This window comes from Caulobacter vibrioides (genome assembly GCF_002858865.1).
Taxonomy (GTDB): Bacteria; Pseudomonadota; Alphaproteobacteria; order Caulobacterales; family Caulobacteraceae; genus Caulobacter; species Caulobacter vibrioides.
Genome location: NZ_PJRR01000018.1, coordinates 1 through 17,009, shown reverse-complemented (window position 1 = coordinate 17,009; position 17,009 = coordinate 1). Strand labels below are relative to the sequence as shown.

Annotated in this window: 14 protein-coding genes and 1 tRNA gene; 12 read left to right on the top strand and 3 right to left on the bottom strand. The window is 66.8% G+C overall.

The annotated features are described in order from the left end of the window. Positions 1–103: 103 nt before the first annotated feature. Together CVUC_RS13940 and CVUC_RS13935 are read right to left on the bottom strand one after the other, a co-directional pair. Positions 104–1,081, bottom strand: coding sequence for an endonuclease/exonuclease/phosphatase family protein (locus CVUC_RS13940; RefSeq protein WP_096033188.1), 978 nt, complete (start codon positions 1,079–1,081; stop codon positions 104–106). 41 nt (positions 1,082–1,122) lie between these two features. Continuing rightward, positions 1,123–1,767: a hypothetical protein gene (locus tag CVUC_RS13935; protein ID WP_096033189.1), complete on the bottom strand. Its 645-nt coding sequence runs from the start codon at positions 1,765–1,767 to the stop codon at positions 1,123–1,125. An 86-nt stretch (positions 1,768–1,853) separates the two neighbouring features. Between CVUC_RS13935 and queA the strand changes: the two genes are divergently transcribed. Both queA and tgt read left to right on the top strand, forming a co-directional pair. Then, positions 1,854–2,954, top strand: coding sequence for a tRNA preQ1(34) S-adenosylmethionine ribosyltransferase-isomerase QueA (gene queA, locus CVUC_RS13930; RefSeq protein WP_096033190.1), 1,101 nt, complete (start codon positions 1,854–1,856; stop codon positions 2,952–2,954). Further along, on the top strand, positions 2,954–4,069 hold the full coding sequence (gene tgt / locus CVUC_RS13925) for a tRNA guanosine(34) transglycosylase Tgt (protein WP_096033191.1): 1,116 nt from the start codon (positions 2,954–2,956) through the stop codon (positions 4,067–4,069). Before queA ends, tgt begins: the two co-directional genes overlap by 1 nt. 110 nt (positions 4,070–4,179) lie before the next feature. Here the strand turns inward: tgt and CVUC_RS13920 are convergent, their stop codons facing one another. Beyond that, on the bottom strand, positions 4,180–4,872 hold the full coding sequence (locus CVUC_RS13920) for a hypothetical protein (protein WP_096033192.1): 693 nt from the start codon (positions 4,870–4,872) through the stop codon (positions 4,180–4,182). A 127-nt stretch (positions 4,873–4,999) separates the two neighbouring features. On the opposite strand from CVUC_RS13920, the gene CVUC_RS13915 reads away from it, so the two are divergent. The 10 genes from CVUC_RS13915 to CVUC_RS13865 all read left to right on the top strand — a co-directional run bounded on the left by CVUC_RS13915 (position 5,000) and on the right by CVUC_RS13865 (position 16,892). After that, positions 5,000–5,074, top strand: a tRNA-Lys gene (locus CVUC_RS13915). 538 nt (positions 5,075–5,612) lie between these two features. Beyond that, positions 5,613–7,325, top strand: a complete 1,713-nt coding sequence (gene kdpA / locus CVUC_RS13905; protein ID WP_096033193.1) for a potassium-transporting ATPase subunit KdpA — start codon at positions 5,613–5,615, stop codon at positions 7,323–7,325. Between the two features lie 11 nt (positions 7,326–7,336). Next, on the top strand, positions 7,337–9,397 hold the full coding sequence (gene kdpB / locus CVUC_RS13900; protein ID WP_096033194.1) for a potassium-transporting ATPase subunit KdpB: 2,061 nt from the start codon (positions 7,337–7,339) through the stop codon (positions 9,395–9,397). Positions 9,398–9,424: 27 nt separating this feature from the next. Continuing rightward, positions 9,425–10,018, top strand: a complete 594-nt coding sequence (gene kdpC, locus CVUC_RS13895) for a potassium-transporting ATPase subunit KdpC (protein ID WP_096033195.1) — start codon at positions 9,425–9,427, stop codon at positions 10,016–10,018. Continuing rightward, on the top strand, positions 10,018–12,696 hold the full coding sequence (locus CVUC_RS13890) for a sensor histidine kinase (protein WP_096033196.1): 2,679 nt from the start codon (positions 10,018–10,020) through the stop codon (positions 12,694–12,696). Before kdpC ends, CVUC_RS13890 begins: the two co-directional genes overlap by 1 nt. A gap of 7 nt (positions 12,697–12,703) precedes the next feature. Beyond that, positions 12,704–13,402: a winged helix-turn-helix domain-containing protein gene (locus tag CVUC_RS13885; protein ID WP_096033197.1), complete on the top strand. Its 699-nt coding sequence runs from the start codon at positions 12,704–12,706 to the stop codon at positions 13,400–13,402. Between the two features lie 263 nt (positions 13,403–13,665). Beyond that, positions 13,666–14,538, top strand: a complete 873-nt coding sequence (gene cysT / locus CVUC_RS13880; protein WP_096034767.1) for a sulfate ABC transporter permease subunit CysT — start codon at positions 13,666–13,668, stop codon at positions 14,536–14,538. Then, the gene (cysW, locus tag CVUC_RS13875) at positions 14,538–15,395 is read left to right on the top strand and encodes a sulfate ABC transporter permease subunit CysW (RefSeq protein WP_010919471.1); all 858 of its coding nucleotides are present in this window, start codon (positions 14,538–14,540) and stop codon (positions 15,393–15,395) included. Before cysT ends, cysW begins: the two co-directional genes overlap by 1 nt. Before the next feature lie 16 nt (positions 15,396–15,411). Further along, positions 15,412–16,431: a sulfate/molybdate ABC transporter ATP-binding protein gene (locus CVUC_RS13870; RefSeq protein WP_096033198.1), complete on the top strand. Its 1,020-nt coding sequence runs from the start codon at positions 15,412–15,414 to the stop codon at positions 16,429–16,431. A gap of 104 nt (positions 16,432–16,535) precedes the next feature. After that, positions 16,536–16,892 carry a PilZ domain-containing protein gene (locus CVUC_RS13865; RefSeq protein ID WP_096033199.1) on the top strand — a complete coding sequence of 119 codons (357 nt, stop codon included), beginning with the start codon at positions 16,536–16,538 and terminating at the stop codon, positions 16,890–16,892. Positions 16,893–17,009: the final 117 nt, after the last annotated feature.

Genomic DNA, 17,009 nt, shown 5'->3' with positions numbered 1-17,009 from the left:
GAGCCTGTTTATCTGGTTTAGATGGTTCCATCTAAACCAGACAGGCTCTAAGGTCTCCCGCAGAGATCGGCAGACGGCCTCGGACCTCGTCCGGGGCCGTTTTCTATTGGCGGCGGAACGTCACCACGATCGGCCGATGGTCCGAACCGACGGCCGGTCCCCGTTCAACCTTGACCGCGCGCCATTGCTCGCCCGCGTAGACGTGATCGATCGGCAAGAACGGAGCGGGCGCGGCCATGATCCGCGAGAACTTGCCCGCCGGCCAGGAAGCCATCGCCCGCGTCCACCGTCGCAGTCCCAGGGTCTCGTCCTGTCGTTTCAGCGTGAAAGACCAGGGCGTTGAGTTGAAATCGCCGGCTAGGATCATGCTTTTGCGGTCAAATCCGGAAGCCAGTCTGGCCAGCTTGCGGCCTTGCGCCTGCTGAGGTCCGGCAGGCACGGGCCAAGTGTAGTGCACGCCGATCACCGTGAAGGGGCCCTTGGCGTCTGCCAGCGTCGCCCAGGCTGCGGAAAGATAAGGCCCTTCAAAGGTGGCTCCGCCTCGGGCGATCATCTTCTTGCGGGAGAAGATCCAAGTCTCGCAGCGCGCGCCCTTTCCGCAGGAGGCGAAGGGATAGTTTGCGCGGAGCGCCTTGACGATCGGCCAAGATTCGCCGGCGCCTTCCTCAATCACAACGACATCCGCGTCTTGGGCGAGGATCCAGGCGAGGCTCTTTTCAGGCGATCGGTTGTCGTGCCAGACGTTGAACTGCACGACCTTGAGATCACTTTGGGCGACCGTCGCCGGCTTGAAGCGCGCGGCGGCCCAGAGTTCCGGCGCCATCAGGATGGTGCATGCCAGCAGGCCGATCCCGCCGAGGGAGACCATCACCCACCGCTCCGCGCCACGGGCGCAGACGCCACCCAGGACCACCGCGCCAACAGCCATCGCCAGCCATAGCGGCGCGGCGTGGGTGAAGGCGTCCAGCCGGTCGCTGAACGCGCCGCCGAGACAGACGAGGGCCATGCCGGCGCCCACCAGACCGAGCATCAGCGCGGTGCCGCGGAAAAGCAGGCTGAGGAGTTGGGCGAGCAAGCGCATGGATGGCCCTTAGCACGGCTTTGCGACGGTGAAAGAGCGATCTAGTCGCCGGCGAAATAGCTGAGGGCGATGTTGCGCAGCCGCAGGGCGCCCACGGTGAGATCGCCGCGTAGAACAGGTCGATCTACGCTCTCGGCCTCGCCGCTCTTGGCCGCCGCGAGCGCCTCCAAGTCAAAGGCGCCGGTAAAGACTATCTCGCCAAGCTTCGGATCCTTGGCGCGATAGACCACCTCGCGCGTGTTCACGCGATAAGCTTCCGGCAGAAGGCGTATGCTGACGGTATAGTAGGTCTGCCCCAGTTCGCTGACGGCGGTGGGGCTGGTGACATTGTCGAACTCCAAGAAGATCGGGGCGTAGGTGCTGGTACGTTTGCCGCCCTCCCAAGCCGCGAAGTCGTCCAAAGCCCCGATGTGCAGGGAGGAAAGTTCCCAGTCGCCTGATCGGACGGGGGTTTCGCTAAAGTAGTAGCCGAAGGCGTCCAGTTTGGGGTCATGCTGAAAGCCTGCGACGGTCGACGGGGCAGGGCCTTCCTGCGCTGGCTTGGCCGCTGATTGCGTCGCGGGCGGGGGCTTGCTCCCTTGGCTTGCCGGATCTTCGCAGGCGGCCAGGAGCGCAAGAGGCGCCACGAACGGAACAAGCAGACGTTTCATTATGATGGGGCCCTCAATCGTCTTCGCAGCGAGCATGCGATCTTGCGAGCGGCGTTGTCTACCGAGCCACGAAGACGGGCGCGTCTTGACCTTGGGCGGTCATCGTGTGCTTGAAGCCGCCCATGCGACTTTCCGATTTTGATTTCGACCTGCCTGAGGACCGCATCGCGTTGCGACCCGCAGAGCCCCGCGACTCAGCGCGCTTTCTGGTCGTGCGCCCTGATCAGGCTATAGCTGATCACATCGTCAGCGACCTGCCGGACTTCCTGCGGCCGGGCGATGCTCTGGTGTTCAACGACACGCGGGTGATCCCCGCGCGCCTTTCCGGTCTTCGCGAAGGGCGCACGACGGGCGGCGCCGACGGTACGCCCGTGGCCGTCGAGGCCACCTTGCACCGCCGCCTGGCGCCCGATCGTTGGAGCGCCTTCATGCGCCCCGGCAAGCGTCTGAAGGTCGGCGATCGGGTCGCGTTCGGCGGACACGAAGGCCGCGTCGGCGATCTTGGCCGCCTGGACGCCGTGATCGCCGAGAAGCATGACGGCGGTGAAGTCGTCCTGACGTTCGACCTTTCAGGTCCGGACCTGGATGTCGGCATCGCCCAGCATGGCGACATGCCGCTGCCGCCCTATATCGCCGCCAAGCGGGGCGAGGATGAGCGCGATCGCGCCGACTACCAGACGGTCTACGCCCGCGAGGACGGTTCTGTCGCCGCCCCGACCGCGGGGCTGCACTTCACGCCGCAGCTCCTAGAGCGCCTGAAGGCCAAGGGCGTTTCGCTCCACTTCGTCACGCTGCATGTCGGCGCGGGCACCTTCCTGCCCGTCAAGACCGACGAGGTCTCCGAACACAGGATGCACGCCGAGTACGGTCAGGTGACGCAAGAGATCGCCGACGCCCTGAACGCCGCGCGCGCGGCCGGCGGACGCATCGTCTGCGTCGGCACCACCTCGTTGCGGCTGCTGGAGAGCGCGACGGGCGAAGACGGGATTGTGCGGCCGTTCGCCGACGAGACTGCGATCTTCATCACGCCCGGCTACCGGTTCCGGGCGGCTGATGTGCTGATGACGAACTTCCACCTGCCGAAGTCGACTCTGTTCATGCTGGTCAGTGCCTTCGCCGGGACGCAGGCCATGCGCGCGGCCTATGAGCATGCGATCGCGACGGGTTACCGCTTCTATTCCTACGGCGACAGCAGTCTGCTGTTCAAAGACGAGACCTGCTGATGGCAGCGTTCCCCTTCGAGATCGAAGCCACGGACGGCAAGGCGCGCACCGGCGTGCTCAAGACCCCGCGCGGCGACATCCGCACGCCAGCCTTCATGCCGGTCGGCACCGCCGCGACGGTCAAGGCCATGACGGTCGATCAGGTCAAGGACACCGGTGCCGACATCATCCTGGGCAACACCTATCACCTGATGCTGCGGCCCTCGGCTGAGCGGGTGAAGCGCCTGGGCGGGCTTCATAAGTTCATGCGCTGGGACAAGCCGATCCTGACCGACAGCGGCGGCTTCCAGGTGATGAGCCTGTCAGGGATCAGCAAGCTGACCGAGGAGGCGGTGACCTTCTCCAGCCACGTCGACGGCTCAAAGCATGTGCTGACGCCTGAGCGTTCGATCGAAATCCAGGCCGACCTTCTGGGCAGCGACATCGTCATGCAACTGGACGAGTGCGTCGCCTGGCCGGCGGAAGAGGCGCGGGCGCGCAAGGGCATGGAGCTTTCGGCGCGCTGGGCCAAGCGTTCGAAGGACGCCTTCGGAACCCGCGACACCCAGGCCCTGTTCGGCATCCAGCAGGGCTCGACCTTCGAAAATCTGCGTCGCGAGTCGTCCGAGCGCCTGCGCGAGATCGGCTTCGACGGCTACGCCATCGGCGGCCTGGCGGTCGGCGAGGGTCACCAGGCGATGTGCGAGGTGTTGGACTATGCGCCGGGTTTCCTGCCTGAAGACCGCCCGCGCTATCTGATGGGCGTGGGCAAGCCGATCGATTTGGTCGAAGCGGTGGCCCGAGGCGTCGACATGTTCGACTGCGTGTTGCCCACGCGCTCCGGCCGCCATGGTCAGGCCTGGACCTGGGACGGGCCGATCAACCTGAAGAACGCCAAGTACGCCGAGGACGAGACGCCGCTGGATCCCGACAGCGACTGCCCCGCCAGCCGCGACTATTCGAAGGCCTATCTGCGCCACCTCTTCAAGGCCGAGGAAATCCTCGGCCAGGTGCTGCTGTCCTGGCACAATATCGCGTTCTTCCAGGCGCTGACCGCCGCCATGCGCGCGGCGATCGCGGAGGGGCGCTTCGAGCAGTTCCGGCGCGATTTCGCCGCGCGACACCTCGGCGGCTAGAGCCCTTTAGCTTTAGATGGAATTATCTAAAGTGTTTAAAAGGGCTCTAAGTATTTGATTTTAGAGCCTGTTTATCTGGTTTAGATGGTTCCATCTAAACCAGACAGGCTCTAGTCTTCAGGGCCGTTGGGAACCCGAGGGGCCTCTTCCTTGACGATCGGGAATCTCGGGCGCCGGGGACCATAGGGGTCAGGCGGCGGCGGCATGCCGGGATCGACCACCGGCGGCGCAGTGGGAGGCTTGTGCTGAGGCGTGGCCGGCGGGGGACAGCCGCGCGCTTCGCCGAGGCCCTTCAGATAGGCCCGGCGCACGGCGCCTGAAGCGATGGCGCTTTGCACGAGCTTGTCGTGCCGTTCGGCCCCGGTCAGCTTGCGCACCCAGCCTCGCAGGGGAATCAGATCCTGGGCGGTGCTGGCGATCGCGCCCAGCGCGGCGTCACCGGCGGCCTTGCGCCCCCGATCCATCAGATCCTCGTTTTCCTGGGGCGGGTTGCGATCGATATCCTCGCCCAGGGCGGCGTCGAGCGGCTGAACCAGGGCGATCAGCGTCCGGCAGTCCGCGCGGGCAGGGCGCTGGTAGGGGTCATCCATCGCCTCCAGCAGAATGCGCGGGATCTTGGTGCGGACGATGTTCACGTCGCGCAGCGGGGCGCTGACCGCACCGGTGATTCCTTCCTTGTTGGCCTCGGAGGTTGACTTGATCCGCTCGTCGCTTCCGGCGGCCGGGGCTTGTTGAGCGCGCGCGGAAGCGCCAGCGGCGAGCGTCGCGCCGCAAAAGGCCGCCAAAAGCAAGGTTCGACGCATGAGTCACCCTAACGCGTACACAGCTTTACCGTCATCCCACGCAAAAACGGCGAAACCGTGCTTGCGACGCAGGCGACCCCCGACTATGTTCCGCGCCGCTTCCACCGGTCCCCGCCGGATCGTGAGCGGGCCGGTAGCTCAGTGGTAGAGCATTCGACTTTTAATCGAATGGTCCTGGGTTCGAGTCCCAGCCGGCCTACCAACTCCCCGAATACCCAAGCAGAAACAATGCGACGGGTCGGGTTAGACACTGAGATTGCTGAAGCGCCGCCCCTCGTGCGCCGCGGCTGCCCCGGTGGCAGGCGTCACGCTCTTGATGAGCGTTGAACAGCGCGGGTCGTACCTGGTTTAGCGTTGTCCTGGATCAGCGACAGGTCGGCATTGACCCGATCAGCGTCGCCCTTACTCACCCCCCAGCCATCATCACAGCGATGGACGGCGTCTTGGGCTGGCGCCAGTCCATCTTTATGCCGCCTTTACGCCCGGCGACGTCTTCCGCATGGAGCCTTTACGCGCCTCCGTGGTCCCTGGCCTCCGACACCTAAGGAGGCCGCGATGGCTGATCTTTTCTATGGGGCGCTGGCCTTGGGCCTGTTCGCCCTGTTCGGCGCGTTCGTCGCCGCGCTGAGGCGCGTCTGACGATGCTTGTGAACATCCTGTGGGCCGCCGGCGCGATCATCGTCGCCGGCTACATGGTCGCGGCGATGCTGCGGCCCGACAAGTTCTGACGGACCAATTCCATGACATGGCAAGGATGGGCGGAAATCGCCCTGACCCTGAGCCTAGCGGTCGCCATCGGCTGGCCGCTGGGCGTCTTTCTTTCGCGCGTCTGGAACGGCGAGAAGACCTTCCTCGATCCTGTGATGCGCCCCGTCGAGGGCCTGTTCTACAAGGCCTGCGGCGTTGATCCGAGCAAGAGTCAGAGCTGGCACGCCTACGCCCTGGCGCTCCTGGCCTTCAACCTGATCGGCTTTGTCTTCGTCTATGCGGTGCTGCGCCTGCAGGGCGTGCTGCCGCTGAACCCGCAGGGCTTCCCGGGGCTTTCGGGCCACCTGGCGTTCAACACGGCGATCAGCTTCATCACCAACACCAATTGGCAGAGCTATGCGGGCGAGACCACCATGTCGACGCTCAGCCAGATGCTGGTGCTGACGGTGCAGAACTTCGTTTCTGCGGCCACCGGCGCGACTGTGGCGGCGGCCCTGGCGCGAGCGTTCGTCGCCAATCGCGGCGAGGGCGTCGGCAACTTCTGGGCCGACCTGATCCGTACCACCCTCTACCTGCTGCTGCCCCTGGCGTTCGTGGTCGCGGTCGTTCTTGTCGCCCTGGGCCTGCCCCAGACCCTGGCCGCCGGCGTCACCGCCCATACGCTGGAAGGCGCCGAGCAGAAGATCTCGCTCTATGCGGTGGCCTCTCAGGAGGCGATCAAGATGCTGGGCATCAACGGTGGCGGGATCTTCAACGCCAACTCGGCCCACCCGTTCGAGAACCCGACCCCGCTGACCAATCTGATCACGGCGATCTCGATCAACACCCTGGGCTGGGCGGCCTTCTTCGCCTTCGGTCGCACCGTGCTGGCCAAGAAGGACGTCCGCGCCCTGGTGATCGCCGCCTTCGTGCTGCTGTTCGCCGGCGCGGCGGGAGTCTACGCCGCCGAGACGCAACCGGCCCCGGCCCAGGTCGCGGCGCAGGTCGACACCTCGGCGAACATGGAGGGCAAGGAGGTCCGCTTCGGCGCCCCCGCCACGGCCGCCTGGGTCGCCATGACCACCGGCGCCTCGAACGGCTCGGTCAACGGCATGCACTCCAGCCTGATGCCGCTTGGCGGCGGCATCGCGATGTTCCTGATGCAGCTGGGCGAGATCCTGCCCGGCGGGATCGGCTCGGGTGTGGCGATCATGGTGGTGATGGCCCTGCTGTCGGTGTTCGTCGCCGGCCTGATGGTCGGCCGCACGCCCGAATATCTGGGCAAGAAGATCGAGGCGCGCGAGATCCAGTTCTCGATCCTGGCGGTGGTGATCATCCCGCTGTCGATGCTGGGCTTCTCCGGGGTCGCCGCGGTTTTGCCCGAGGCGCTGAAGGGCCTGATGCACAGTGGCCCGCATGGGCTGTCGGAAATCCTCTACGCCTACGTCTCGGGCACGGCCAATAACGGCTCGGCCTTCGCAGGGCTCACCGCTAACGCCCCCTGGTGGAACGTGACTCTGGGCATCGCCATGGCCATGGGCCGCTTCATGCCCATCGTCGCGGTGCTGGCCATCGCCGGCAGCCTCGTGAGCAAGCCCAAGCTCGCCCCAACCGCCGGCACGCTGCCGACCGACGGCGGCCTCTTCATCGGCCTCCTGATCGGGGTGATCCTGATCCTGGGCGGCCTGCAGTTCTTCCCCGCGATGGCGCTGGGACCGATCGTCGAGCACTTCCAGGCGCTCGACGCGGTCGCCGCCCTCCGCTGAGTGGTGATCCCATGAGCACTCCCGACATCCATGCCGATCAGGGCCGACGCGCCCTGGCCGGCGGCCTCTCCAACGCCGTGCTCGCCCGCGCGGTCAAGGAGGCCTTCCTCAAGCTGGATCCGCGCAAGCTGACCGGCAATCCCGTGATCTTCGCCACCTGGATCGTGGCCCTGCTGGCCACCCTCTCGGCGGTTGCGGCGGTCGTGGGCCAGCAACCGGCGGGCTTCGCCATCCAGATCGCCGTCTGGCTGTGGGCCACGGTGGTGTTCGCCAACCTGGCCGAAAGCGTCGCCGAGGGGCGGGGCAAGGCGGCCGCCGACAGCCTGCGCGCCACCCGCGTGACGACCAAGGCCAAACTGATCGTCGATCCCAACACCGGAACCTGGATTCCCACTCCCGCCCACAAGCTGGGCGTCGGCGAGGTGATCCTGGTCGAGGCCGGCGAGGTGATCCCGACCGACGGCGAGATCATCGAAGGCATGGCCAGCGTCAACGAGGCGGCCATCACCGGCGAGAGCGCGCCTGTGATCCGCGAAAGCGGCGGCGATCGCTCGGCCGTCACCGGCGGCACCACGGTCGTCTCCGACTGGATCAAGGTGCGGGTGACGGCCGAGGCGGGCTCGACCTTCCTGGACCGGATGATCGCCATGGTCGAGGGCGCGGACCGTCGCAAGACGCCGAACGAGATCGCGCTCGCCGTGCTGCTGGCGGGCCTGACCCTGATCTTTCTGATCGCCGTGGTGACCCTGCTGGGCCTGGGCAAGTTCTCGGGCGTGGCGCTGGACCCGCTGGTGCTGGGCGCGCTGTTCATCACCCTGATTCCGACGACCATCGGCGGCCTGCTGAGCGCCGTCGGCATCGCCGGCATGGACCGCCTCTTGAAGGTCAATGTCCTGGCCACCTCAGGCCGCGCGGTCGAGGCGGCGGGCGATGTCGACACCCTGCTGCTGGACAAGACCGGCACCATCACCTTCGGCAACCGGATGGCCACCGAGGTGATCCCGGCGCCGGGTGTGCGTCCCGACGCGGCGATGAAGGCGGCCCTGATGGCCTCGCTGGCCGATGAGACGCCGGAAGGCCGCTCGATCATCGAACTGGCGCGCAACGCCGGCCTGACCCTGGAGGCCCCGGACGGCGCCACAGCGATCCCCTTCACCGCCCAGACACGCCAGTCGGGCCTCGATCACAGTGGTCGCAGCTGGCGCAAGGGCGCGGTGGACGCCGTCTACAGGACGCTTGGACTGGAGCCCCAGAGCATTCCGACTGAACTGTCCGCCGCCGTGGATCGCATCGCCCGCTCGGGCGGCACGCCGCTGGCGGTCAGCGAGGATGGCGTCCTGGTCGGCGTCATCCACCTGAAGGACGTGGTGAAGCCCGGCGTGAAGGAGCGCTTCGCCGACCTGCGCCGCATGGGCCTGCGCACCGTGATGATCACCGGCGACAACCCGGTGACCGCAGCGGCGATTGCTTCCGAAGCCGGCGTCGACGACTTCCTTGCCGAGGCCACGCCCGAGGACAAGCTGCGGCTGATCCGGGAAGAGCAGGGCAAGGGCCGCTTGGTGGCCATGTGCGGCGACGGCGCCAACGACGCGCCCGCGCTCGCTCAAGCCGACGTCGGGGTGGCCATGCAGACCGGCGCCCAGGCCGCGCGCGAGGCCGGCAACATGGTCGACCTCGACAGCGACCCGACCAAGGTCATCGAGATCGTCGAGGTCGGCAAACAGATGCTGATCACGCGCGGCGCCCTGACCACCTTCTCGATCGCCAACGACGTGGCCAAGTACTTCGCCATCATCCCGGCGATGTTCGTGGTCTCGCTGCCGGCGCTCGGCGCGCTGAACGTGATGAAGTTGCACAGCCCGCAGAGCGCCATCCTGTCGGCGGTGATCTTCAACGCCCTGGTGATCGTCGCCTTGATCCCGCTGGCCCTGAAGGGCGTGAAGTACCGCGCCGTCGGCGCCGGCAAGCTGCTGTCGCGTAACCTGACCCTTTATGGGTTGGGCGGCCTGATCGCACCGTTTGTCGGCATCAAGCTGATCGACCTCGTGGTCTCAGCCCTGGGTCTGGCGTAAACACGAGCCATCGGAGAGTCATCCGTCATGCTTTCACATCTTCGTCCCGCCCTGGTCTCGATGGGGCTGTTCACCGTCCTGCTCGGCTTGGCTTATCCGCTGGCCGTCACCGGCGTGGCCCAGGCGGCCTTTCCCAACCAAGCCAATGGCAGTCTGATCCGCGACGCCGACGGCAAGGCGGTCGGCTCGGCCCTGATCGGCCAGGTTTTCGCCAAGCCCGAGTACTTTCATGGTCGTCCTTCGGCTGCGGGCGCCGGCTATGACGCCAGCGCGTCGAGCGGCTCCAACATGGGCCCGCTGAACGAGACCCTGATCGCCCGGCAAAAGACCGATGCGGCCGCCCTGCGGGCCGAGAACCCCGGCGTGGCGATCCCCGCCGACGCTGTCACCACCTCGGGCTCGGGCCTTGATCCGGACATCTCGCCGGCCAACGCCCGCTTCCAGGCGCCGCGCGTGGCCGGGGCGCGAGGCGTTCCCGAGAAAGACGTGACCGCGCTGATCGACGCACAGGTCCAGCAACCGTTGTTGGGCTTCATCGGCCAGCCCCGCGTCAACGTCCTGGCCCTCAACCGGGCGCTCGACGCCCGCTATCCGCCACTCGCCAGCCAGAAGGACGGCTAGTGCCGGCGGACGACCCGAAACGACCCGACCCCGAGGCGCTCCTGGCCGCCGCCAACAAGGCGCGCAGGGGGCGCCTCAAGGTGTTCCTGGGCATGGCGCCGGGCGTGGGCAAGACCTACGAGATGCTGCGCGCCGCCCGTCGCCGCAAGGCCGAGGGCGCCGATGTGCTGATCGGGGTTGTCGAGACTCATGGTCGGCGCGAAACCGAAAGCCTGCTGCGCGGCATGGACGTGCTGCCACGTCGGCCGATCGAGCATCGCGGCCGCGTCCAGATGGAGTTCGACATCGACGCGGCCCTTGAGCGCAAGCCCAAGATCCTGCTGGTCGATGAGTACGCCCACTCCAACGCCATCGGCTCGCGGCATCCCAAGCGCTGGCAGGATGTCGAAGAGCTGCTTGCGGCGGGCATCGATGTCTGGACCACGCTGAACGTCCAGCACCTGGAGAGCCTGGTCGACGTCGTCCAGCGCATCACCGGCGTGCGCCAGCGCGAGACAGTGCCCGACAGCGCCCTCTCTCGCGCCGACGACATCGAGCTGGTGGACATCACGCCCGACGAGCTGCGGGAGCGGATGGCGGCCGGCAAGGTCTATGTGCCCGAGACGGCGCGCCTTGCGGCGGACAACTTCTTCAAGGTCGAGAACCTCACGGCGCTGCGGGAACTGGCGCTGCGCCGGGCGGCCCAGACAGTGGACGATCAGCTGATCGCCACCATGCGCGAGAAGGGGGTCGAGGGCCCCTGGGCCGCCGGCGAACGGATCCTGGTGCTGGTCAGCGGCGACACCATGGCCGCCACCCTAGTGCGGGCCGGCCGGCGCCTTTCGGACATGATGATGGACGCCCCGTGGACGGTCACCCACGTCGAACGGACCGATCGGCCGCTGGCCAGGGATGGCGACGTCGCCCGGCTGCGCGAGGCCTACCGCCTGGCCGAGCAACTGGGGGGCGCGACGGTGGCCCTCAGCGGCGGGGACATCGTCGACACGGTGATGGCCTACGCCCGCCGTCACAACGTCACCCAGATCGTGATCGGCAAGTCCGTCGAGAGCCGCTGGCGGGAGCTTCTGGGGCGGTCCCTGGCCGGCGCGCTGCTGCGCGAAGCGCGCGGCGTTGCGGTTCACGTCGTCACCGAGGCCGCGCCCGAGCGTGAGCCGAGACCGCCCGCGCCGCTCCGGCCCGATCGTTGGCGCGGCTATGCGGTCGGCGCCCTGTTCATCGCAGCGGCCACACTGGCGGCCTGGGGCCTGGACGTGGCGTTCAATCGTGTCGACCTGGGGATGATCTTCCTGGCGGCCGTCCTGGCGGCGGGCGTGCTGCATGGCTTGCGGCCCGCGCTGGCGGCCGCGACCGTAGCGTTTCTGGTCTACAACTATCTGTTCCTGGAGCCGCGCTACAGTTTCGTGGTCGGCTCGCCCACCGATTTCATCACCCTGGTGGTGTTCTGGGCGGTGGCCCTGGCCTCGGGCGGGCTGGCAGGGCGGGTCCGTGAGCAGGCTCTCGGCTCGCAACGGCGCGCCGCCGCCGTCACCACACTGCTGGCCGCCAGCCGCACGTTCTCCGCCGCCAGCGGCCGCGACGCCGTGGCCAAGGCGCTGGCCGAACAGGTCTCCGCCGCGGCGGGCGCGCGCGCCGTCGTGCTGCTGCCCCAGGGGGGCGAGATCGCGCTCGCGCACGGCTCACCGGAGCTCGCCCCTCTGGACGCCGCCCAGATGGCCGCCGCGCGCTGGGCCTGGGAAAAGGGCGAAGTCGCCGGCTTCGGGACGGGCACCTTGCCGCAGAGCCGGTGGACTTTCTGGCCGCTGGACGGTGTCCGCGCCCGCACGGGCGTGGCCGGCCTAGCGGCGGGCGCAGCGCCACTGGGCGCAGACCAGGAGCGCCTCGTCCTGGCGCTGCTGGAACAGGGCGCCGTGGCGCTGGAGCGCTCGCAACTCGCGGCCGAGGCGGTCGAGACCGAAACGCTTCGCCGCGCCGATCGCTTCCGCTCGGCCCTGATGAACTCGGTCAGCCATGACCTGCGAACGCCGCTATCGACGGTGCTGGGGGCCTCCACGACCCTGATCGACTATGGCGACAAGCTGGCCAAGCCCGTGCGGGAGGACCTTGTCGTCAGCATCCGGGAGGAGGCTGAACGGCTCAATCGCTATGTCGCCAACCTGCTCGACATGACGCGCATCGAGGGCGGCGCCCTGCGCCTGCGGACCGACTGGATCGACGTCCGCGATGTCCTGAACGCCGCCGCCGACCGAGTGTCGCGTCGGCTTGGCGGCCGCGATCTCGCCCGGGACTTTCCGCGCGAGCTGTCTCTGATCCAGGCCGATGCGAGCTTGCTGGAGCAGGTGGTCGTCAATGTGCTGGAGAACGCGATCGCCTACAGCCCGCCAGAAGCGCGCATCGAAATGGCCGCCTATGAGGATCGCGCCAACGTGGTGATCAGCATCGAGGACGAGGGGCGCGGGATACCGACCTCCGAGCTGGAGCGGGTGTTCGACAAGTTCCGCCGCATGGAGGAGCCCAGCGACCGCACTCAGGGGGCGGGCCTTGGGCTTTCGATCGCCAAGGGCTTCATCGACGCGCTGGGCGGACGTATCGCCGCCGCCAGCCCGATTCACGATGGAAGGGGCACGCGGATTCTCATCAGCCTGCCCAAGACCGTCACGACGCCGCATCACCTGCTATGACGGAACCATGAGCGCGCTTCGCCACCGCATCCTTGTCATCGACGATGAACCGCAAATCCATCGCTTCCTGGGACCGGCGCTTGATGCGGCCGGCTATGAGGCCCTGCGCGCTGACAGCGGCCAGGAGGGCTTGCGCGGCATAGCGCTGTGGTCGCCCGACGCCGTGGTGCTGGATCTGGGCTTGCCCGACATGGACGGCAAGGACGTGCTGGAGAAGGCGAGAGCCTTTTACGAAGGCCCGATCCTGATCCTCTCCGCCCGGGATCGCGAGGTCGAGAAGATCGAGGCTCTGGATCGCGGGGCTAACGACTATGTGGAAAAGCCGTTCGGTGTCGGCGAACTCCTGGCGCGCCTGCGCGTGGCGCTCAGGCAATCGGCAGCATCGAAACGGCCCACGGGGCCCCTGACCTTCGGTGATGTGGTCATCGATCTTGATCTGCGCCTCGTGACCAAGGCGGGCGCCGCCGTGAAGCTGTCGCCCAAAGAGTTCGAACTTCTCGCTCGCTTGGCGCTTTCGCCCGGCAAGGTGCTGACCCACAAGGAGCTTCTGGTCGGAATCTGGGGCGCCTCGCACACGGACGACACTCAGTATCTGAGGGTGTTCGTGGGGCAGCTCCGGCAGAAGCTTGAGGACGACTCCGCGCATCCCAGATTGATCCTGACCGAACCTGGCGTAGGCTATCGGCTCCAGGGGGCGGCCAGCTAGCGGGCAGGGCTGACGTCGCCAAGACTACCGGCAGCCGGAGGCTAACCGCCTCTTGATGATGGCTATCAGGTAGCGTCAGTGTGTCGCTGATCTCGGGCGTAGTTTTTCTGTGATCGTGATGTGGCTTTTCTCGTTTGCCCGATCGACATGGTAGAGATTTAAGCGGCTCACGTTCGATGTCGGTGATCCCCCTCGGGGATCGTGATGTCGCCCCCCTCGCGCCGCGCTGTTGGCGGTTCTGGACCCTGGACGACGATCAGACGATGACCGCCGACACCGCCGATCAGCGGCCGCCAGTTCAGACCGTGCGAAAGCCGTTTTTCCGCAAGCGATCAGCCATACCGGGCTTCGGCCTGACCATGGGCGTGACGCTGACGATTCTCTCCCTGCTGGTCCTGATCCCTTTGAGCGCCGTGGTTCTCAAGGCCGCGCAACAATCGCCGGCCGAGTTCTGGGCGGTGGCGACGTCGGAGCGCGCCATGGCCGCCTATCGGCTGAGCTTTGGGGCGGCGTTCGTGGCGGCGGCGATCAATGGGGTGTTCGGCGTCCTCACAGCCTGGGTGCTTGTGCGTTACGAGTTCCCGCTCAAGACGCTGGTGAACGCTCTGGTCGACCTGCCTTTCGCGCTGCCGACCGCAGTTGCCGGTATCGCCCTGGCGACGCTTTATGCGCCGACGGGGTGGGTGGGACAGTTTCTCACGCCGCTGGGGATCAAGGCGGCTTACAATCCTGTCGGTGTCGTGATCGCCCTGATCTTCATCGGCTTGCCCTTTGTCGTGCGCACCGTCGAGCCTGTGTTGCGTGACGCCGCCGCCGATGTCGAGGAGGCCGCGGCCAGCCTGGGCGCCAGCCGAATCCAGACGATTGCCCGGATCATTCTGCCGGCGCTGGGGCCTGCCTGGCTGACGGGCTTCGCCATGGCCTTCGCGCGCGGGGTGGGCGAGTACGGCTCGGTGATCTTCATCGCCGGCAACATGCCCTACCGATCGGAGATCGCCCCGCTGCTGATCATCATCCAGCTGGAGCAGTTCGAGTACACGCGCGCGGCGACGATCGCAGTCGTGATGCTGGCGGTCTCGTTCCTGATGCTTCTGATCATCAACGCCATCCAGGCCTGGGCGCGGAGGTTCGACTGATGGGAGCCGCAAGTTCCAAGGCGCGGGGCGCCACCGATGATCCGGCGTGGGCCAAGATCCTGCTCATCGGCGCCGTTTTTGTCTTTCTGGCCTTGGTGCTGATCCTGCCGCTGGTCGCGGTGTTCGCCGAGGCGCTTCGAAAGGGCCTGGACGCGGCGATCTTGGCGGCCCGTCAACCCGACGCTCTGGCGGCGGTGAAGCTGACCTTGCTGACAGCCGCCATCGCCGTCCCGTTCAACGCGGTGTTCGGACTTTGCGCAGCCTGGGCGATCGCCAAGCACGATTTCCGCGGCAAGGCCCTGCTGATCACCCTGATTGACTTGCCATTTTCGGTCTCGCCGGTGGTCGCGGGCCTGATCTATGTGCTGATCTTTGGCCTGCAGGGCTGGTTTGGCGAGTGGCTGCTCGACAACGACATCAGGATCATCTTCGCCGTGCCGGGTATCGTGCTGGCGACGGTGTTCGTGACCTTCCCCTTTGTGGCGCGCGAACTGATCCCGCTGATGCAGGAGCAGGGGACCAGCGAGGAGGAGGCGGCCATCTCGATGGGCGCCAGCGGGCTCTACACCTTCTGGCGGGTCACTGCGCCCAACGTGCGCTGGGGGCTGCTCTATGGCGTGCTGCTGTGCAACGCCCGCGCCATGGGCGAGTTCGGCGCGGTCTCGGTGGTCAGCGGCCACATCCGGGGCCTGACCAACACCATGCCGCTGCACGTCGAGATCCTCTACAACGAGTACGACTTTGTCGGCGCTTTCGCCGTGGCGGCGCTGCTCTGCCTTCTGGCGGTGGTGACTCTGGTGCTGAAGACGGCGCTTGAGATCGCTCAGCCGGACGTGCGTGGCCGCCGCGGACACTGAACGGACTACGGAACCCATGACCATTGCCATCCGCTCCGTCGAAAAGCAGTTCGGGCGCTATCCGGCCTTGAACAAGGTCGATCTGGAGATCGCCGACGGCGAGCTCCTGGCCCTTCTTGGCCCTTCGGGGTCGGGGAAGACGACGCTGTTGCGCACCATTGCCGGCCTGGAGTTTCCTGACGCGGGGCAGGTGCTGTTCGATGGGCAGGATGTGACCTACGCCTCGGCTGCGGCGCGCCGTGTGGGTTTCGTCTTCCAGCAGTATGCGCTGTTCAAGCACATGACCGTGGCCAAAAACATCGCGTTCGGCCTCGACGTGCGGAAGGGCAAGGACAAGCCGTCGAAGGCCGAGATCGCGCGCCGGGTCGAGGAGCTTTTGAAGCTGGTCGAACTCGAAGGGCTGGGCGGTCGGTACCCGTCGCAGCTGTCGGGTGGACAGCGCCAGCGTGTGGCTCTGTCGCGCGCCCTGGCGGTGCAGCCGAGCGTGCTGCTCCTGGACGAACCGTTTGGCGCCCTGGACGCCACGGTGCGCAAGTCGCTTCGCCGTGAGCTTCGCCGCGTTCATGACGCCACCGGGGTCACCACCATCTTCGTGACTCACGACCAGGAAGAGGCGCTGGAACTGGCTGATCGCGTCGCCATCCTGAACAATGGCCGCATCGAGCAGATCGGTACGCCCGATCAGGTCCATGACGCGCCCGAAACCGCCTTCGTCTGCGGCTTTGTCGGCGAGGCGAACCGGTTTGACGGTCAAGTCAGCGGCGGGCGCTTCAACGCGGGCGCCCTGACCGTGCCGGCCTCCGCCTTGAAAGACGGTGCGGCGACAGCCTATGTCCGGCCCCATGACTTCGCGCTGGACGAAGCTGGCTTCGAGGTTCTGATCGAACGCGCGCAGGTCCAGGGCGCCCTGACCGCCGTGACCGCATTGACGTCGGATGGCCGGCGGCTTGAGATCAGTGCTTCCCGCGCTGACGCCGACCGTTTCACCGGCGCTGTGAAGATCGTCGCGCGCAAGGCTCACGTTTACGCGGCTTAAGCATAATTCCGCTAAGTGGACCCAATGTCTGGCGCAACGTTCGCGGGAAGCCCCGAGAAGGTTACGCTATTTCCGAGAATGACTCGGCGGGGTTTGAGAAGCGGATGGTCATGGTCGAGACCTCGGGCGCTGAGCGGCGCGCGCATCCCCGGATGCCGGCGGCGCGGAAAATCTACATCGTGGACGACCCGCGGTCGTGGAAGGCTTCTCTGCTGGACGTCGCCGAGAAGGGCGGGCGGATCTCCATCGCGGGCATCGCTTCACCGCCGGACACCTTCGTGTTCGTGGACGCCGGCGGTAGGCGTGTTCATCTCGCCAACGTCGTCTGGCGCTCCGGGACCGAGGTCGGGGTCCAGTTCGCCGCCACCCAACGGATCGGACCTCGGGCGGGCGGCGCCGCCGGAGCGCTTGAGATCGCGCGTCGGTTTCTCGCCACTCTGCCGGCCGAAGACAACGCCTAGGTGGTGTGGACTCTAAGGATTCCCAGGATCGCTGATGCGTGATTCAAGGCTGTCTTTTGGAGGCGGTCTTGGGTGTGATGGATCGGCTAGTGCTGAGCGACGCGGCGTGGGATCGGA

Bases quoted from the DNA above. Each gene is read 5' to 3' on its own strand.
- kdpA (WP_096033193.1), top strand. From the start codon at position 5,613: ATGACATGGCAAGGATGGGCGGAAATCGCCCTGACCCTGAGCCTAGCG.
- CVUC_RS13940 (WP_096033188.1), bottom strand. From the start codon at position 1,081: ATGCGCTTGCTCGCCCAACTCCTCAGCCTGCTTTTCCGCGGCACCGCG.
- kdpB (WP_096033194.1), top strand. From the start codon at position 7,337: ATGAGCACTCCCGACATCCATGCCGATCAGGGCCGACGCGCCCTGGCC.
- cysW (WP_010919471.1), top strand. From the start codon at position 14,538: ATGGGAGCCGCAAGTTCCAAGGCGCGGGGCGCCACCGATGATCCGGCG.
- CVUC_RS13865 (WP_096033199.1), top strand. From the start codon at position 16,536: ATGGTCATGGTCGAGACCTCGGGCGCTGAGCGGCGCGCGCATCCCCGG.
- CVUC_RS13935 (WP_096033189.1), bottom strand. From the start codon at position 1,767: ATGCTCGCTGCGAAGACGATTGAGGGCCCCATCATAATGAAACGTCTG.
- CVUC_RS13870 (WP_096033198.1), top strand. From the start codon at position 15,412: ATGACCATTGCCATCCGCTCCGTCGAAAAGCAGTTCGGGCGCTATCCG.
- cysT (WP_096034767.1), top strand. From the start codon at position 13,666: ATGACCGCCGACACCGCCGATCAGCGGCCGCCAGTTCAGACCGTGCGA.
- CVUC_RS13920 (WP_096033192.1), bottom strand. From the start codon at position 4,872: ATGCGTCGAACCTTGCTTTTGGCGGCCTTTTGCGGCGCGACGCTCGCC.
- kdpC (WP_096033195.1), top strand. From the start codon at position 9,425: ATGCTTTCACATCTTCGTCCCGCCCTGGTCTCGATGGGGCTGTTCACC.
- tgt (WP_096033191.1), top strand. From the start codon at position 2,954: ATGGCAGCGTTCCCCTTCGAGATCGAAGCCACGGACGGCAAGGCGCGC.
- CVUC_RS13885 (WP_096033197.1), top strand. From the start codon at position 12,704: ATGAGCGCGCTTCGCCACCGCATCCTTGTCATCGACGATGAACCGCAA.
- queA (WP_096033190.1), top strand. From the start codon at position 1,854: ATGCGACTTTCCGATTTTGATTTCGACCTGCCTGAGGACCGCATCGCG.